Below are 16,056 nucleotides of genomic sequence, written 5' to 3'. Positions count from 1 at the left end.
CGAAATTCGATAGGTTCGCTTACGGGTCGGCGAACCTGGACGAACCCGGCGGGCGCGCGCCTCCTACCCTTGTGGGCATGGCATCACCCGAGCTGGCCCCCTCCGCACCGCCGATCCGCACGGCAGGGGTGAACTCGGTGCCGATCTTCGCGACACTCGGGATCATCGCGGGGCTGGTCGCGGCGATGGTCGTCGGGTTGTCCGCCTCGGATGCGCTGGTGTTGCTCGGCATCCCCGACCCCGGCCCCCTCACCACCTACGGGCTGCCCGCGATCAAGGCCGCGGGCGAGGTCGCCGCGGTCCTCGCGATCGGGTCGCTGCTGCTCGCCGCGTTCCTCGTGCCGCCGCAGCGCAGCGGGGTGCTCGACGTCGACGGGTACCGGGCGGTCCGGACCGCGTCGAACGCCGCCATCGTCTGGGCGGCCTGCGCGCTGGTCCTGGTGCCGCTCACGGTCTCGGACACCTCCGGGCAGCCGTTGCGCAGCGCGCTCGAGCCCGCCAACCTGTGGAAGGCCATCCCGCAGATCGAGCTCGCCGGGGCGTGGCGGTCGACCGCGATCCTGGCGGTGCTGCTCGCGGTGGGGACCCGGCTGGCGCTGCGCTGGGCGTGGACCCCGGTGCTGCTGGTGCTCGGCGTGGCGACGCTGATCCCGCTCGCGCTGACCGGGCACTCGTCGTCCGGCGGATCGCACGATCTGGCCACCAACAGCCTGCTCTGGCACCTGATCGCGGCGGCGTTCTGGGCGGGCGGGCTGTTCGCGCTGCTCGCGCACGCGCGCAGGCGGGGCGCCCACACCGACGTCGCGGCGCGGCGATTCTCGACCGTCGCCACCGTGGCGTTCGTGGTGATGGCGATCTCCGGCGTCGTCAACGGCCTGGTCCGGATCCCGCTGAGCGAGGTGTTCACCAGCACCTACGGCTGGCTGCTGGTGGCCAAGACCGTCGCGCTGGTGGTGTTGGGCGTGTTCGGGTACGCGCAACGGCGCAGCGCGCTGCCCGCGCTGGCCGCCGACCCGAGCGCGCGTGGCCCCCTGCTCCGGTTCGCGGGCGGCGAAGCCATCGTCTTCGCGGCGACCATCGGCATCGCCGTCGGGCTGGGCCGCACACCGCCGCCGGCGGAGAACATCAACCCGACTCCGGCCGAGGTGCAGTTGGGCTACAACCTGGACGGCCCGCCGACCTTCGCGCGGCTCGCCTTCGACTGGCGGTTCGACCTGATCTTCGGTACCGCGGCCATCGTGATGGCGGTGGTCTACCTGCTCGGCGTGCGACGGCTGCGCGGGCGCGGGGACACGTGGCCGGTCGGCCGCACCGTCGCCTGGGTGCTGGGCTGCGCGACGCTCCTGGTGGCCACCTCGTCCGGGCTGGGCAGGTACTCGCCCGCGGTGTTCAGCGTGCACATGGGCGCACACATGGCCCTGTCGATGCTCGCCCCGGTGCTGCTGGTGCTCGGTGGGCCCATGACGCTCGCGCTGCGGGCGCTCAAGCCGGCCGGGGCGGATGGCGTCCCCGGCCCGCGGGAATGGCTGCTGGCCGCGCTGCACAGCCCCGTCTCGCGCTTCCTGACCCATCCGCTGGTCGCGTCGGTGCTCTTCGTCGGCGGTTTCTACGCCCTGTACCTCGGCGGCATCTTCGGTGCGACGCTCGACTCACACGGCGCGCACCTGTTGATGAACGCGCACTTCATCCTCAGCGGCTACCTCTTCTATTGGGTGGTGATCGGGATCGACCCGGCGCCGCGCAACCTGCAGCCGATCACGAAGCTGGCGATGGTGTTCGGGTCGCTGCCCTTCCACGCCTTCTTCGGCATCGCCCTGATGAGCATGGGCGAGGTGATGGGCGGCTGGTACTACCGGGCGCTCGGGCTGGACTGGAATGCGGACCTGATCGGCGATCAGCGTCTCGGCGGCGGCATCGCCTGGGCCACCGGGGAGATCCCGCTGGTGCTGGTGATGCTCGCGCTGCTGGTGCAGTGGTCTCGCAGCGACCAGAAGACGGCCAAGCGGGTCGACCGTGCCGCCGACCGCGACGACGACGCCGAGCTGGCCGCGCACAACGCGATGTTCGCCGAGTTGGCGAAGCGCGACCGCGAAGGCGGTCAGTGACCACGCGCGAGGATGTCCTCGCCGCGAGGCGCAGGGTCGGCGGGCGGGTCCGCCGGACCCCGGTGTCGCGGGTGGTCCTGCCGACGCCCGGCGGGGACCTCCCGGTCGCGCTCAAGCTCGAGCAACTGCAGCTCGGCGGTTCGTTCAAGATCCGCGGCAGCCTCAACGCGATCCTGAACCGGGACGCCGCGCACCGTGATTCGCCGGTGGTGATTGCGTCGGGTGGCAACGCCGGGATCGCGGCGGCGACCGCCTCCGGAATGCTGGGAATCGGGTGCACGGTGGTCGTTCCCGCCTCGGCGCCCGCGGTGAAGGTGGAGCGGCTGCGGGCGCTCGGCGCCGAGGTCGTGCTCGACGGCGAGCGGTACACCGACGCCTACGTCCGGGCGACGGCCATCGCAGCGCAACGCGGTGCCCAGCAGTTGCACGCCTACGACCTGCCCGATGTGGTCGCGGGTGCCGGGGTGATCGGGCTCGAGCTGGCCGAGGAGGCGCCGGAGGCGACCACGGTGCTGGTCGCGGTCGGCGGCGGCGGGCTCGTCGCGGGTATCGCCGCCGCGCTGGCCGGGGACAAGCAGGTCGTCGGGGTGGAGCCGAGCGGGGCACCGACCCTGCACGCCGCGCTCGCCGCCGGCTCACCGGTGGACGTGGTGGTGGACAGCATCGCGTCCGACGCGCTCGGTGCGACCAGGCTCGGCGACATCGCCATGGACGTCGCCCGCCGCGCCGCGATCGGTTCGGTGCTTGTGGAGGACGAGGCGATCGTCGAGGCGCGAAATCTCCTGTGGCGCAACTTCCGCCTGGCCGTGGAGCACGCTGCGGCCGCGCCGGTCGCCGCCCTGCTCAGCGGTGCGTACACGCCGGTCGAGGGGGAGCGGATCGTCGCCGTGATCTGTGGCGCGAACACAGACCCGACGACGCTGCCCACGGATTAGCGTCGCCCGGCGGGCAGGCGGGGTTCCCGGCCCGCGGCCCCGGTGGCGTCGGTGCTCGGACCCGGACCTGCGGTGAGACCTTGACTCAGCTGTATATACAGGACTATACATACTCATCGAACGTGTGACTCACCACACAGCGCGACGGGCCCGCCGGGCCGAATCGCCACCGCACAGTCCAGGGAGATCGATTGTGAAAGACACCGCCGCGGCGCTGACCCGAGGTCTGACGGCACGCCACATCAGGTTCATCGCACTTGGTTCGGCCATCGGGACGGGCCTGTTCTACGGGTCGGCCGAGGCGATCAACCGGGCCGGGCCGTCGGTGCTCCTCGCCTATCTCATCGGCGGGGCGGCGATCTACATCGTGCTCCGGGCGCTGGGCGAGATGGCCGTGAGCAATCCGGTGTCCGGGTCGTTCGGCGAGTACGCGAGCAAGCACCTCGGCCCGCTGGCCGGGTTCATGACGGGGTGGACGTACGCCTTCGAGATGATCGTCGTCTGCCTGGCGGACGTGACCGCCTTCGGTGTCTACATGGGTTTCTGGTTCCCGGACGTGCCGCGCTGGATCTGGGTGCTGGCGATCGTCTTCTTCATCGGCGCGATCAACCTGCTCAGCGTCAAGGTGTTCGGCGAGGTGGAGTTCTGGTTCACCCTGGTCAAGGTCGCCGCGATCGTCGCGATGATCGCGGGCGGCATCGCGATCCTGATCTTCGGGTTCGGCATGCACGACACCGGCACCGGGGTGAGCAACCTGTGGTCCGACGGCGGGTTCTTCGCGACCGGCTTCGGCGGGTTCGTCAGCTGCTTCGCGATCGTCATGTTCGCGTTCGGTGGCACCGAGATCATCGGCATCACCGCGGGCGAGGCCGAGGACCCGGAGCGCACCATCCCACGCGCGATCAACACCGTCCCGGTGCGCATCATCCTGTTCTACGTGCTCACCCTGGCCGTGATCATGGCCATCAACCCGTGGCAGTCGATCGGATCCGAGGGCAGCCCCTTCGTACAGATCTTCCAGGGGCTCGGCATCGGCCCGGCCGCGGCCGTGCTGAACATCGTGGTGATCACCGCCGCCCTGTCCGCGATCAACAGCGACATCTTCGGCGCCGGCCGGATGATGTACGGGATGGCCCAGCGCGGCCAGGCCCCCGCGGTGATGAAGCAGGTCTCCCGCAACGGCGTGCCCTGGATGACCGTGGTCATCATGACGGTCACGCTGCTGGTCGGGGTGCTGCTCAACTACCTGATGCCGGACAAGGTGTTCCTGGTCATCGCGTCGATCGCGACCTTCGCGACGATCTTCGTGTGGCTGATGATCCTGCTGTCGCACTACCGCTCCCGTAAGCAGATGAGCCCGGCCGAGGCCGCGGCCCTGAAGTTCCCGGTGCCGTTCTGGCCGTACGGGCAGCTGATCGCGATCGGGTTCCTGGTGTTCGTGATCGCGGTCCTCGCGTTCGACGCCGACACCCGCGTCGCGTTGGTCGTCGGTGTGGGGTGGCTGGCGCTGCTCGCCCTCGCCTATCGCCGATGGGTGCGACCCGTTCCGGTGCCGCCGGAGCCCGCCGTCGCGATCCCGCTGTCCTGACCGACCGACATCTTCTCGATTTACCGCTCATTCGAAACGGAGAACAACCATGAGCACGAACACCCTCTCGCACGTGGAGACGCGCGCACAGGACAAGCCGGCGGCCGTCGTGGTCGGGGTCGGCGCGGTGAGCCCGGAGGAGGTGGTGCGCGTCGCACGATTCGGCGCACCGGTGCAGCTCTCCGAGGAGGCGCTCGCGGCGATCGGGGCCAGCCGGGCCCGGATCCAGGCCCTCGCCGAGGACCCGAAGCCGGTGTACGGAGTGTCGACCGGGTTCGGTGCCCTCGCCACCCGGCACATCCCGCTGGAGCTGCGGGCGCAGCTGCAGCGCAGCCTCATCCGCTCCCATGCCGCCGGATCCGGTCCGGAGGTGGAGCGCGAGGTGGTGCGGGCGCTGATGTTGCTGCGCCTGTCCACGCTGGCGACCGGCCGGACCGGCGTGCGTCCGGAGGTGGCCCAGGTCTACGCGTCGCTGCTGTCGGCCGGCATCACCCCGGTGGTGCACGAGTACGGCAGCCTCGGCTGCTCGGGTGACCTGGCGCCGCTCTCGCACGTGGCGCTGGCCGTGATCGGGGAGGGCACCGTGCGGGACGCGGACGGCGAGCTCATGCCGGCCGCCGAGGCGCTGGCCGCCGCCGGGATCGAGCCGGTCGAGCTCAAGGAGAAGGAGGGCCTGGCCCTCATCAACGGCACCGACGGCATGCTGGGCATGCTCGTGCTCGCCTGCCACGACCTGCGCAAGCTGCTGTCGCTGACCGATGTCACCGCGGCGATGAGCGTCGAGGGACTGATGGGCACGGACAAGGTGTTTGCGGCGGACCTGCAGGCGCTGCGCCCGCAGCCCGGTCAGGCGGTGGCGGCCGCCAACATGAGCCGGGTGCTCGCCGGCTCCGGAATCGTCGCCAGCCACGCCAACCCCGACTGCACCGTGGTGCAGGACGCCTACTCGCTGCGCTGCGCGCCGCAGGTCGCGGGCGGCGCCCGGGACACCCTCGCGCACGCCGAGCGCATCGCCTCGTACGAGCTGGCGAGCGCCGTCGACAACCCGGTGGTGACCCTGGACGGCCGGGTCGAGTCCAACGGCAACTTCCACGGCGCCCCCGTCGCCTATGTGCTGGACTTCCTCGCGATCGTCGTCGCCGACGTCGCGAGCATGAGCGAGCGCCGCACGGACCGGTTCCTCGACAAGGCCCGCAACCACGGCCTGCCGCCGTTCCTCGCGGACGACCCCGGCGTGGACAGCGGCCACATGATCGCGCAGTACACCCAGGCCGCGATCGTCTCCGAGCTCAAGCGGCTCGCGGCGCCCGCGAGCGTCGACTCGATCCCGTCCTCGGCGATGCAGGAGGACCATGTGTCGATGGGCTGGTCCGGTGCCCGCAAGCTGCGGCGGGCCGTCGACGGACTCACCCGGGTGCTCGCCATCGAGGCGCTGACCGCCGCGCGCGGCCTGGACCTGCGGGCCCCGCTCGAGCCGTCCCCGGCGACCGCGGCGGTTCGTGACACGATCCGCCAGCACGTCGAGGGTCCCGGCACCGACCGGTACCTGGCGCCGGAGATCGAGGCCGCGGTGCAGCTGGCCGCCTCCGGCGCGCTGCTCGAGAGCGCCGAGTCCGTGGTCGGCACCCTCAGCTGATCCGGTCTGCTCCTAGCCGTCGAATGATGAATCGGACTTCCGGTGAAACCGAGTACGGGACAACGTCGTTCCGTACCGCGGCGTCCGACCGCAGGGTGGTGCCTTGGCTCAACGGCCGGGGCACCACCCAGGTGGTCGCAGCGACCGACCAGTGGCGGGTGAGCATCGCCGAGGAACCGACCGAGTCGAGGTTCTCGGTCATCGATGGGGTCGACCGATTGATCACCCCCATCGGCTCGGTATCCCTCGAACTCATCGGGCCGTCCTTCGTCTCTCCACCGGGCTCGGTCGATGCGGTCACCGTGGTGCGCCACGTCGTCGAGCCGTTGCACACCTTGGCTTTTCCGGGCGAGTGGGCGCCGGCATCACGGGCATCGTCCCGTACCCGGGCCCTCAACGTCATGGGGAGGCGGGGAGAGGTCGACATGTCGGTGGAGATCGGGCCTTCAGAGATTCCCGACCGCTCCGGTTCGGTCCGGATCTGTCTCGATCTCGTGACCGAGGACGCCCTGATCGTGCCGCCCGGCGAATTGATGCCACCCGTGCCTCCGAGAAGGTGCGCGATCATCTCGATTTCGCGCACTGGGCCGCAGGCACTTCGGGTGTCGTCGACTGACTGACGATGGTCCGGGGCTTAGGTCGCGCACAGACTGGGCATTTGGTAGCGGCGACATCGGACAGCATTCGAGTCGCCACATCAGCCCGAAGTTCACGATGCCCTGGGAGAGATCCCCACTTGTTCGGTGAGTTGGTCTATCAGATCGCTGTATAGCCGCTTCACGGTCGCTCGATCGGTCTCTTCCTCACGGAACATAGTGTTCCACGAGGGATTCCAACCAGTAGGACCCCTGTACGTATCGGGACGACTACCGTCGGACGACTCAAGGGTGGTCCGCAGCTGAGCATCGTTCCCAGGACCTGTAAAGGTCTTGAAGAGTTGCGATATGAAGTCGTTGTACGCATTCACGCACGAACCGCTCAGGTAGGGGCGGTTGACGTGGATGGAGTGATCTAGTTTGCGTTTGAGTGCGATCACGTCCACCGGCGAGAGCTCCTTCCATCTGCCGATCCAAAGGAAGTAGCAGTACAGATCATTCAGGTCAGGTGCGATCGTGTCCACCAAAGAAATACGTTTCTCGACGAGCTTCTGATTGCGCCATTGGGCGGCCTCAATCCGTTTGGTGAGACGAGCAACCCACCAGCCGAGGCCGGCGACGCTGAGGGGTATCAACGCGGCGACGACAAGCTTTGCTATTTCGAGGGTGGTCCACACAGGTTCAGGTTCCATCGGCATCAGCGACCTTGGTCGTCCCGGCCGGACATGGCCAACCGCACAGGTCCTTGTTGCCGAAACCAATTGCAGAGCAGACCGCGCCGTGAGTCGATGATGGCTTTCGCCTCGACGTCGTTGTCGAGGTGGAGGCCCTTCACACACCATTGAACGATCATCTGCCCGCCCAGTTGGCTCCGACTGAGTCAGTGAGTGCTCGCCCCAATCTTATGCGTGGGGCGCACGGGACCAACCCGAAATCAACGAACCGTGGAAATCCCCGACTCGACGCGGCGGCACGGCGCACGCGTCGAGCCGGGGACGGTGGGGGATCGGGCTAGGCCCGATGAGCGAGCGTGGTCGCGACGATCCGGTGGATCAGCCGCGCCGCGGTCCGCGCCGTGCGGTTATCCACGTCGAGAGCGGGATTCAGCTCCGCGACGTCGAACAGCCTCAGCTTGCCGCTGCGCGCCACCAGGTCGCACACCCGCTGGATCACCTCGAGGGGCACCCCGAACGCGGCCGGGGCGCTGACCCCGGGAGCTACCGCGGCGGGCAGGACGTCGAGGTCGATCGTCAGGTAGACGACATCGACCTCAGCGAGGAACTCCTCGACGAACGACTCCACCGCCGGCAGGTTCGCCGCCGTGCAGTCGTCGTCGAGGAGGTGGCGCACGCCCAGTTCGGCCGCCGTCGCGAACAGCGCCGCGGTGTTGCTGGGTTGCGAGATGCCCAGCACCGCGTAGTCGAGGGCCCGGCCCAGTTCGGTTTCCCGGTCGGCCATCTGCCGGAACGGCGTTCCGGAGCTGGGCCGCGCGTCGGACCGCAGGTCGAAGTGCGCGTCGAGGTTGAGCACGCCGAGGCGCGCACCCGATGCGACGGCCGCCGAGTTCGCGATGCCGAGGTAGCTGCCGTACGCCACCTCGTGTCCGCCGCCGAGGACGGCGACGAGGCTCCCGGCGTCGAGCAGGCCGGTGACGGCCGAGCCGAGCCGGTCCTGGCCGACTTCGAGATCCTCGCCTGCGACCTCGACGTCACCCGCGTCGAACACCCGCATCGGGGTGGCGAGCGACATCGACGCGAGCGCCCGGCGCAGCGCGGCCGGGCCGTCGGCCGCGCCGGGTCGGCCCTTGTTGCGGCGCACCCCCTCGTCGCTGCGGAACCCGAGGAGAACACCTGCACCGGAATCGGTTCCGCCCTCGAGCGGTGCGACGGCGCCGTGCCAGCGCAGGTGTTCGTTGCCGGGTCCGTCGTCGCGCCCCGACCAGGCCGTGGGGGCAAGGTCCACTGTGGTCATCGTCGGTACCCGTCCTTCCAGACCTCGCGCACCAGCGCCACCCCGGGCCGGTAGGCCAGGTGCAGGTGGGACGGTGCGTCCAGCGCGATCAGGTCGGCTCGCGCGCCGACCCGGATGTGCCCGATGTCGGTGCGCTGCAACGCCGCCGCGCCGCCGGCCGTCGCCGCCCACACGGCCTCGTCCGGGCTCATGTGCATCTCGCGCACCGCCAGCGCGATGCAGAACGGGATGCTGGTCGTGTAGCAGGTGCCGGGATTGCAGTCCGCGGCCAGCGCGACCGTGGCGCCCGCATCGAGCAGGGCCCGCGCGTCGGGATACTTGTTGCGCGTGGAGAAGTCCGCCCCGGGCAGCAGCGTGGCGACGGTGTCGCTCGCCGCGAGCGCCGCGACGTCGGCGTCGGTGGTGTACGTGACGTGGTCCACCGACGCGGCGTTCAGCTCGACGGCGAGCTGAACGCCCGCCCCGTAGCTGAGCTGGTTGCCGTGCACGCGGGGCGTCAGTCCGGCCGCGATGCCGGCCTCGAGGACGGCCCTCGACTGGTCGGCGTCGAACGCCCCCTCCTCGCAGAAGACGTCGATCCACCTGGCGTGCGGGGCGCACTTGGGGATCATCTCGTCGATCACCATCTGTACGTAGTCGTCGCTGCGACCCGCGAACTCCGGCGGCGTGACGTGCGCGGCGAGCAGCGTCGTCTCCGCGGTGTGCGCGGCCGCGACCTCGAGGCTGCGCAGCTCGTCGGGAACCGACTGCCCGTAACCCGATTTCGTCTCGATCGTGGTGGTGCCCGAGTGCAGCGACTCGGCCACGAGCCGGGCCACGTTCGCGCCCAGCTCGGCGTCCGAGGCCGCCCTGGTGGCGGCGATCGTGGTCCGGATGCCGCCGGCCCCGTACGGGGCGCCGGTCATCCGGGCCGCGAACTCCTCGGCCCGCTCGCCGCCGAAGACGAGGTGGGCATGGCTGTCGACGAACCCGGGCAGCGCGGCCCGGCCGCGCAGGTCGTACCGCGACCCGGCGCTGCCCTCGGGGATCCGGGAGCGGGGGCCCACCCACTGGACGAGCCCGTCTCCCATGACCACCGCGGCGTCGTGGATCAGGCCGAGAGGGCCGTCGCCGGCCTCCGGGTCATTGGTGACGAGGGTGCCGATGTTGTCGATGACCGTCCACCGGCCGTCCTGCCCGGGTGCGTCGTACACGGTTACGCCTCCTGCATCGGGATGCGAACGCCGCGCTCGGCCGCGACCTGGGTCGCGTGCTCGTACCCGGCGTCGGCGTGCCGGATGACGCCCATGCCCGGGTCGTTGGTGAGCACCCGCTCCAGCTTCTGCGCGGCCAGCTCGGTGCCGTCGGCGATGCACACCTGACCGGCGTGGATGGAACGGCCCATGCCGACGCCGCCGCCGTGGTGGATGGACACCCAGGAGGCGCCGGAGGCGGTGTTGACGAGGGCGTTCAGCAGCGGCCAGTCGGCGACGGCGTCGGAACCGTCGGCCATGGCCTCGGTCTCCCGGTACGGCGAGGCGACCGATCCGGAGTCGAGGTGGTCGCGACCGATGGCGAGCGGCGCGGAGAGTTCCCCGGAGGCGACCATCTCGTTGAACTTCAGTCCGGCCTTGTGGCGGTCGCCGTACCCGAGCCAGCAGATGCGGGCGGGCAGGCCCTCGAAGTGAACCTTCTCGCCCGCCATGGTGATCCAGCGCTTGAGGTGTTCGTTCTCGGGGAAGAGCTCCAGGATCGCCTTGTCGGTGGCCTCGATGTCCTTGGGGTCGCCGGAGAGGGCGGCCCAGCGGAACGGGCCGAGGCCCTCCTCGAAGAGCGGGCGGATGTAGGCGGGAACGAACCCGGGGAACTCGAATGCCCGCTCGTAACCGCCCTTTCGGGCCTCGTCGCGGATCGAGTTGCCGTAGTCGAAGACCTCGGCGCCTGCGTCCATGAACCCGACCATCGCCTCGACGTGCGCGGCCATCGACTTCTGGGCCTCGAGGGTGAAGTGCTCGGGGTCCTTCTCTGCCATCGCGTGCCAGTCCTCGAGCGCGATCCCGACCGGCAGGTAGGACAGCGGATCGTGGGCGGACGTCTGGTCGGTGACGATGTCGATCGGGGCGCCCATCGCGAGCAGGGCCGGGAAGACCTCGGCGGCGTTGCCGACCAGGCCGATGGACAGCGGCTTGCGGGCGTCGCGCATCTCGATTGCCAGCGCGAGGGCGGCGTCGATGCTCTCGGCCTTGGTGTCGAGGTAGCCGTGCGCGATCCGGCGATCGATGCGGGACGGGTCGACGTCGACGCAGATGGCGACACCGTCGTTCATGGTGACCGCCAGCGGCTGGGCACCGCCCATGCCGCCAACACCTCCGGTCAGGGTGATGGTCCCGGCGAGGGTCCCGCCGAACCGCTTGCGCGCCACGGCGCCGAAGGTCTCGTAGGTGCCCTGCAGGATGCCCTGGCTGCCGATGTAGATCCAGGAGCCGGCCGTCATCTGGCCGTACATCATCAGGCCCTCGGCCTCGAGCTTGCGGAAGTGCTCCCAGTTCGCCCAGTCGCCGACCAGGTTGGAGTTGGCCAGTAGGACGCGCGGCGCCCACTCGTTGGTGCGGAAGACGCCGACGGGCTTGCCGGACTGCACGAGCATCGTCTCGTCGGACTTCAGCGTCTGCAGGGTGCGGACGATGGCGTCGTAGGCCTCCCAGCTGCGCGTGGCCCGCCCGGTGCCGCCGTAGACCACCAGGTCGTCGGGCCGCTCGGCGACCTCGGGGTCGAGGTTGTTCATCAGCATGCGCAGCGCGCCCTCCTGCTGCCAGCCGAGGCAGGTCAGCTCGGGGCCGTGCGGTGCGCGGACGGGCCGGGGTCCGGCGGTGGAGTGGTTGGTCATCTCGAGTCTCCTGACGAAGTGGTGTGATGCCCATGACACCGTGCCGGTGAACCCCGGAACAGTGCCGCGGCCGAAGGTTCTCGGATACGAGACGGGTTGCTCTGGCGCGCCCCGGCCGGGTGGCGAACGACCGGCCGATAGACTGAACTGAACGAGGGTGCCTACGACCGGGCGGGATGTGGATGGTGACGAGGGTGGCGATCGACGAGTCCGACGTGGCGTCGCTCTATCGGGCCCGAGGGCACGAATCAGCGCCCGCCTATCAACGGGTCAAGAATCTCATTGCCGAGCAGATCGTCTCGGGCCGTTGGTCGGAGGGCGATCAGTTGCCCTCGGAGAACCAGCTCGTGAACACGCTCGGGCTGTCGCGGATGACGGTCAACCGGGCGCTGCGCGAACTGAGTGCGGACGGGCTGGTCGTCCGGCTGATGGGGGTCGGCACCTTCGTCGCCGAAAGAAAGGTCAGCTCAGCGCTTTTCGAGGTGCGCAACATCGCCGACGAGGTGGTGCACAGGGGACACCGGCATCGCAGCGAAGTGGACTTCTTGCGCGCCGAACCCGCCGAAGCGCTCATCGCGCACCAGCTGGGAGTGCTCGAGGGGAGCCCGTTGTTCCATTCGCGGCTGGTGCATTTCGAGGATGACCTGGCCATCCAGGTCGAGGATCGGCACGTCAATCCGGAGATCGCACCCGACTATCTCGACCAGGACTTCACCGCTCAGACGCCCAACAACTACCTCATGTCCGTCGCGCCGCTCGGCCGCGGCGAGCACGTGGTGGAGTCGGTGCTCGGGACCGCGGACGAGTGCCGGCTGCTGGGGATCGCCGAGACCGAGCCGTGTCTGCTGATCCACCGTCGGACCTGGTCCGAGGGCCGGTTGGTCAGCACCGCGCGGCTGGTGCATCCGGGCTCCCGCTATCGGCTCGAGGGCACCTTCGACACGCAGTGAGCGTCGTCCGGCCGCCCGGACGACGCCCCGCTCAGGCGCTGCCGACCAGGCTCCGGATCTGTCGCACGGCAACGGACATGGACGCGACGTCGACGGACGGGTTCTCGAAGATCGCGTCGAGTGTCGAGCGTGCCCGCCGGATGCGGGTGGAGTTGCGCTCCTCCCACCGCGTGATCATGTCGGCGGCGGATTCTCCGGCGCCGGGCCGATGTCCGAGCAGGTCGAGGCACAGTGCGCGCAGAGAGCCGTAGAGCTCGTCCCGCATCGCAAGGCGGGCAAGGGAGTTCCAGCGGTCGTCGTAGGCCAGCCGCGACACCGACTGCAGCAGGTGCACGGCGCCGAGATGCTGGCTCAGGGCGTAATACAGCTCCGCGACGTCTGGCACCTCGCGGCCACTGACGTCGGCCACCTCGATGATGTCGAGCAGGCTGAACTGGTCGAGCAGCAGGTGAACGCGGGCCGCGAGGTCGTGCGGGACGCCGGCCTCGACCGACCCGGCGACTCGCGCGTGCAGGTCGGCAAGCTCCTGTCCACGTAGCCAGTCCGGGACCAGGTGCGCGTGCAGGGCGAGCCGCGGCGCGAATCGGTCGATCTCCGCACCGATGTCGAGGGGCTGTGGTCGGTTGGCCAACAGCCACCGCGAGGCCCGGTCGAGAACCCGCTGGGTGTCGAGGGTCAGGGCGTCGGTGACGGCGGTCGGCAGGCCGCTCTCGGCGATCTCCGTCCACAACCGGTTCAGGTCGAATATCCGGGCCGCGACGACGTGGGCACGCACGGCATCGGACCCGATCGCTGCCGAGTCCTCGGCCAGGCGGAATGCGAAAGTGATTCCGCCGTGGTCGATCACGTCGTTCGTCAGCATCGTCGCGACGATCTCGCGACGCAGGCGGTGCTCGCCGAGGTGGTCGCCGAATCGGCGCCACAGGGTCTCGGGGAAGTAGGCGCGCAGGCGGTCGCGGAGCGCCGGGTCGTCCGGCAGGTCGCCGGCCAGCAGCTCGTCCTTGACGGCCAGCTTGACGTGGGCCATGAGGGTGGCCAGCTCCGGCGAGGTCAGCCCCTGACTCTCTTGGGCGCGCCGGGACAGTTCGCGCTTGTCGGGCAATGCCTCGAGCGCGCGGACCAGTCCCCGGTCGTGCTCCAGTCGGGCGATCATCCGGGCGTGTACGCCCAGGGCGGCGGGCGCGTTGGATCGGCTCACCCCGAGGATCCGATTCTGGGAGCGATTGTCCGTCAGGACCAGTCGGCTCACCTCGTCTGTCATCGACCGCATCAGTCCGTCGCGGTCGCCCGGGGCGAGGCGGCCTGCCGCGACCAGGCCGGCGAGCGCGATCTTGATGTTGACCTCGCGGTCGGAGCAGTCGACCCCTGCCGAGTTGTCCAACGCGTCGGTGTTGACTCGGCCCCCGCCGCGGGCGAACTCGATACGGCCGAGTGGGGTCAGCCCCAGGTTTCCGCCCTCGCCGACAACGCGGGCGCGCAGGGCGCCGGCGTCGACCCGGACCCCGTCGTTGGCCTTGTCGCCCACCTCGGCATGGGATTCGGACGAGCCTTTGACGTAGGTGCCGACGCCGCCGTTCCACACCAGGTCGACCGGGGCGCACAGGATCGCGCCGATCAGGTCGGCCGGAGCGAGGGCGGTGACGTGGTCGGCGAGGCCGAGCGCGGCCCTGATTTCGGCACCGATCGGCACCGACTTCGCCGAGCGTGCCCACACCCCGCCGCCTGCGCTGATCAGCCCGAGGTCGTAGTCCGCCCAGGACGAACGGGGCAGGCCGAACAGTCGACTGCGCTCCGCGAACGACGTCGCCGCGTCCGGCGCGGGGTCGAGGAAGATGTGCCGGTGGTCGAAGGCGGCGACCAGCCTGATGTGCTCGCTGAGCAGCATGCCGTTGCCGAAGACGTCGCCGCTCATGTCACCGATGCCGACGACCGTGAAGTCCTCGCTCTGGGTGTCGCGGCCCATCTCGCGGAAGTGGCGCTGGACGCTCTCCCAGGCGCCGCGCGCGGTGATGCCCATCGCCTTGTGGTCGTAGCCGACGGAACCGCCGGAGGCGAACGCGTCGCCGAGCCAGTAGCCGTACTCGGCGGCGACCTCGTTGGCGATGTCGGAGAAGGTGGCGGTGCCCTTGTCCGCGGCGACCACCAGGTAGGTGTCGTCCGCATCGTGGCGGACCACGTCGCGGGCGGGAACGACCGCGCCGGTGGCCGAGTCGATGTTGTCGGTGACATCGAGCAGGCCTGCGATGAACTGCCGGTAGCAGGCGATGCCCTCGGCCAGGTGCGCCTCGCGATCCGTCGCGTCCATGCCGGTCGGGGAGGGCGGCTGTTTGACGACGAACCCGCCCTTGGCGCCGACCGGCACGATGACGGCGTTCTTGACGGCCTGCGCCTTCACCAGCCCGAGCACCTCGGTGCGGAAGTCTTCCTTGCGGTCCGACCACCGGAGGCCGCCACGGGCCACGGTGCCGAACCTCAGGTGCACGCCCTCGACCCGTGGTGAGCAGACATAGATCTCGAATCGTGGTCGGGGGTGGGGGAGTTCATCGATCTGGTTCGGATCGAACTTGAACGAGAGCAGCGGTGAGCTGCCGCCGCGGGTGAAATAGTTGGTGCGCAGGGTGTTTCGAATGAGTGTAGTGAAGGCTCGCAGGATGCGGTCCTCGTCGAGGCTGACCACCTCGGCGAGAGCCTCGTCGAGGCGGCCGGTCAAGGCCTCCTGCCTGCCCTCGTCGTTCCCCGTCGGGTCGAAGCGGGCTCCGAACAGTTCGACCAGCGACCGGGCGGACTCGGGGTGTGCGGAGAGGACCTCCGCGATCCGCACCTGGCTGTACGGAAAACCCGCCTGGCGCAGGTATTTTGCGTATGCCCGCAACATCGACGCCTGCCGCCAGGTCAGCCCCGCGCGCAGCACCAGGTGATTGAAGGTGTCGACCTCGGCGTCGCCGCGCCATGCGGCGGCGAAGGCCTCGGTGAACCGGGCGGCCATGCCGAGGTCGTCCGGTTCCGGATCGACGTCGAGGGTGAGGCCGAAGTCGTAGATCCAGCACTGACTGCCGGTCGAGTCGGTCATCGGATAGGGGCGCTCGTCGAGCACCTCGACACCGAGGGATTGGATCACGGGCAGGATCCGGCTGAGCGAGACGGCGTCGCCGTCGATGTAGAGCGTGAGGCGCAGTTGGCCGCGTGCCGCGCCCGTCGGCGGGTGCAGGGCCACCTCGAACGAGTCGGTCCGCAGCGCCTCGATCCGGGTGACGTCCGCGGCGGCGCGCGCGGGGTCGAAGTCGTGCTTGTATGCCTCCGGCAGGGATCCGATGTAGGACTTCGCCAATACCGGATCCGCCATCCGGTCACGGAAGTCGTCGTCCCAGGCCTGCGTCATCGTCGGCTTCTCCTCATGCGGCAGCGGTTG

At 69.8% G+C, this 16,056-nt stretch carries 10 protein-coding genes and 1 pseudogene; 6 read left to right on the top strand and 5 right to left on the bottom strand.

What is annotated here, in order from left to right:
* Window positions 1-77: 77 nt before the first annotated feature.
* The 5 genes from ACFQS9_RS23460 to ACFQS9_RS23440 all read left to right on the top strand — a co-directional run bounded on the left by ACFQS9_RS23460 (window position 78) and on the right by ACFQS9_RS23440 (window position 6,884).
* Window positions 78-2,105 carry a bifunctional copper resistance protein CopD/cytochrome c oxidase assembly protein gene (locus ACFQS9_RS23460; RefSeq protein WP_378408956.1) on the top strand — a complete coding sequence of 676 codons (2,028 nt, stop codon included), beginning with the start codon at window positions 78-80 and terminating at the stop codon, window positions 2,103-2,105.
* Window positions 2,102-3,040, top strand: coding sequence for a serine/threonine dehydratase (locus ACFQS9_RS23455; RefSeq protein WP_378408955.1), 939 nt, complete (start codon window positions 2,102-2,104; stop codon window positions 3,038-3,040). Before ACFQS9_RS23460 ends, ACFQS9_RS23455 begins: the two co-directional genes overlap by 4 nt.
* A gap of 193 nt (window positions 3,041-3,233) precedes the next feature.
* The gene (locus ACFQS9_RS23450) at window positions 3,234-4,628 is read left to right on the top strand and encodes an amino acid permease (RefSeq protein WP_378408954.1); all 1,395 of its coding nucleotides are present in this window, start codon (window positions 3,234-3,236) and stop codon (window positions 4,626-4,628) included.
* Window positions 4,629-4,677: 49 nt separating this feature from the next.
* Entirely contained in the window at window positions 4,678-6,264 is a 1,587-nt protein-coding gene (hutH, locus tag ACFQS9_RS23445) for a histidine ammonia-lyase (protein WP_378408953.1), read from the top strand.
* A 23-nt stretch (window positions 6,265-6,287) separates the two neighbouring features.
* Complete coding sequence (locus ACFQS9_RS23440; protein WP_378408952.1) at window positions 6,288-6,884, top strand: HutD family protein; 597 nt, start codon at window positions 6,288-6,290, stop codon at window positions 6,882-6,884.
* A gap of 89 nt (window positions 6,885-6,973) precedes the next feature.
* Here the strand turns inward: ACFQS9_RS23440 and ACFQS9_RS23435 are convergent, their stop codons facing one another.
* From ACFQS9_RS23435 to hutU, 4 genes are all read right to left on the bottom strand, one after another.
* The gene (locus ACFQS9_RS23435) at window positions 6,974-7,558 is read right to left on the bottom strand and encodes a hypothetical protein (RefSeq protein ID WP_378408951.1); all 585 of its coding nucleotides are present in this window, start codon (window positions 7,556-7,558) and stop codon (window positions 6,974-6,976) included.
* Between the two features lie 313 nt (window positions 7,559-7,871).
* The gene (gene hutG / locus ACFQS9_RS23430) at window positions 7,872-8,831 is read right to left on the bottom strand and encodes a formimidoylglutamase (RefSeq protein ID WP_378408950.1); all 960 of its coding nucleotides are present in this window, start codon (window positions 8,829-8,831) and stop codon (window positions 7,872-7,874) included.
* Window positions 8,828-10,024 (bottom strand): imidazolonepropionase, encoded by a 1,197-nt coding sequence (gene hutI / locus ACFQS9_RS23425; RefSeq protein WP_378408949.1) that lies wholly within the window; start codon window positions 10,022-10,024, stop codon window positions 8,828-8,830. The genes hutG and hutI overlap by 4 nt, the downstream gene beginning before the upstream one ends.
* 2 nt (window positions 10,025-10,026) lie before the next feature.
* On the bottom strand, window positions 10,027-11,697 hold the full coding sequence (hutU, locus tag ACFQS9_RS23420) for a urocanate hydratase (RefSeq protein WP_378408948.1): 1,671 nt from the start codon (window positions 11,695-11,697) through the stop codon (window positions 10,027-10,029).
* A 182-nt stretch (window positions 11,698-11,879) separates the two neighbouring features.
* On the opposite strand from hutU, the gene hutC reads away from it, so the two are divergent.
* Complete coding sequence (gene hutC / locus ACFQS9_RS23415) at window positions 11,880-12,647, top strand: histidine utilization repressor (RefSeq protein WP_378408947.1); 768 nt, start codon at window positions 11,880-11,882, stop codon at window positions 12,645-12,647.
* A gap of 31 nt (window positions 12,648-12,678) precedes the next feature.
* Here hutC and ACFQS9_RS23410 read toward each other — a convergent pair.
* Window positions 12,679-16,020, bottom strand: a pseudogene (locus ACFQS9_RS23410) (NAD-glutamate dehydrogenase); the annotation flags it as partial.
* Between the last annotated feature and the right edge of the window lie 36 nt (window positions 16,021-16,056).

The organism is Rhodococcus daqingensis, from assembly GCF_042665615.1.
Classification (GTDB): Bacteria; Actinomycetota; Actinomycetes; order Mycobacteriales; family Mycobacteriaceae; genus Rhodococcus_G; species Rhodococcus_G daqingensis.
The sequence above is the reverse complement of the archived record's forward strand: the minus strand, read 5'-3'. Positions and strand labels throughout refer to the sequence as shown.

Bases quoted from the DNA above. Each gene is read 5' to 3' on its own strand.
- ACFQS9_RS23460 (WP_378408956.1), top strand. From the start codon at position 78: ATGGCATCACCCGAGCTGGCCCCCTCCGCACCGCCGATCCGCACGGCA.
- hutH (WP_378408953.1), top strand. From the start codon at position 4,678: ATGAGCACGAACACCCTCTCGCACGTGGAGACGCGCGCACAGGACAAG.
- ACFQS9_RS23440 (WP_378408952.1), top strand. From the start codon at position 6,288: ATGATGAATCGGACTTCCGGTGAAACCGAGTACGGGACAACGTCGTTC.
- ACFQS9_RS23435 (WP_378408951.1), bottom strand. From the start codon at position 7,558: ATGCCGATGGAACCTGAACCTGTGTGGACCACCCTCGAAATAGCAAAG.
- hutG (WP_378408950.1), bottom strand. From the start codon at position 8,831: ATGACCACAGTGGACCTTGCCCCCACGGCCTGGTCGGGGCGCGACGAC.
- hutU (WP_378408948.1), bottom strand. From the start codon at position 11,697: ATGACCAACCACTCCACCGCCGGACCCCGGCCCGTCCGCGCACCGCAC.
- hutC (WP_378408947.1), top strand. From the start codon at position 11,880: ATGGTGACGAGGGTGGCGATCGACGAGTCCGACGTGGCGTCGCTCTAT.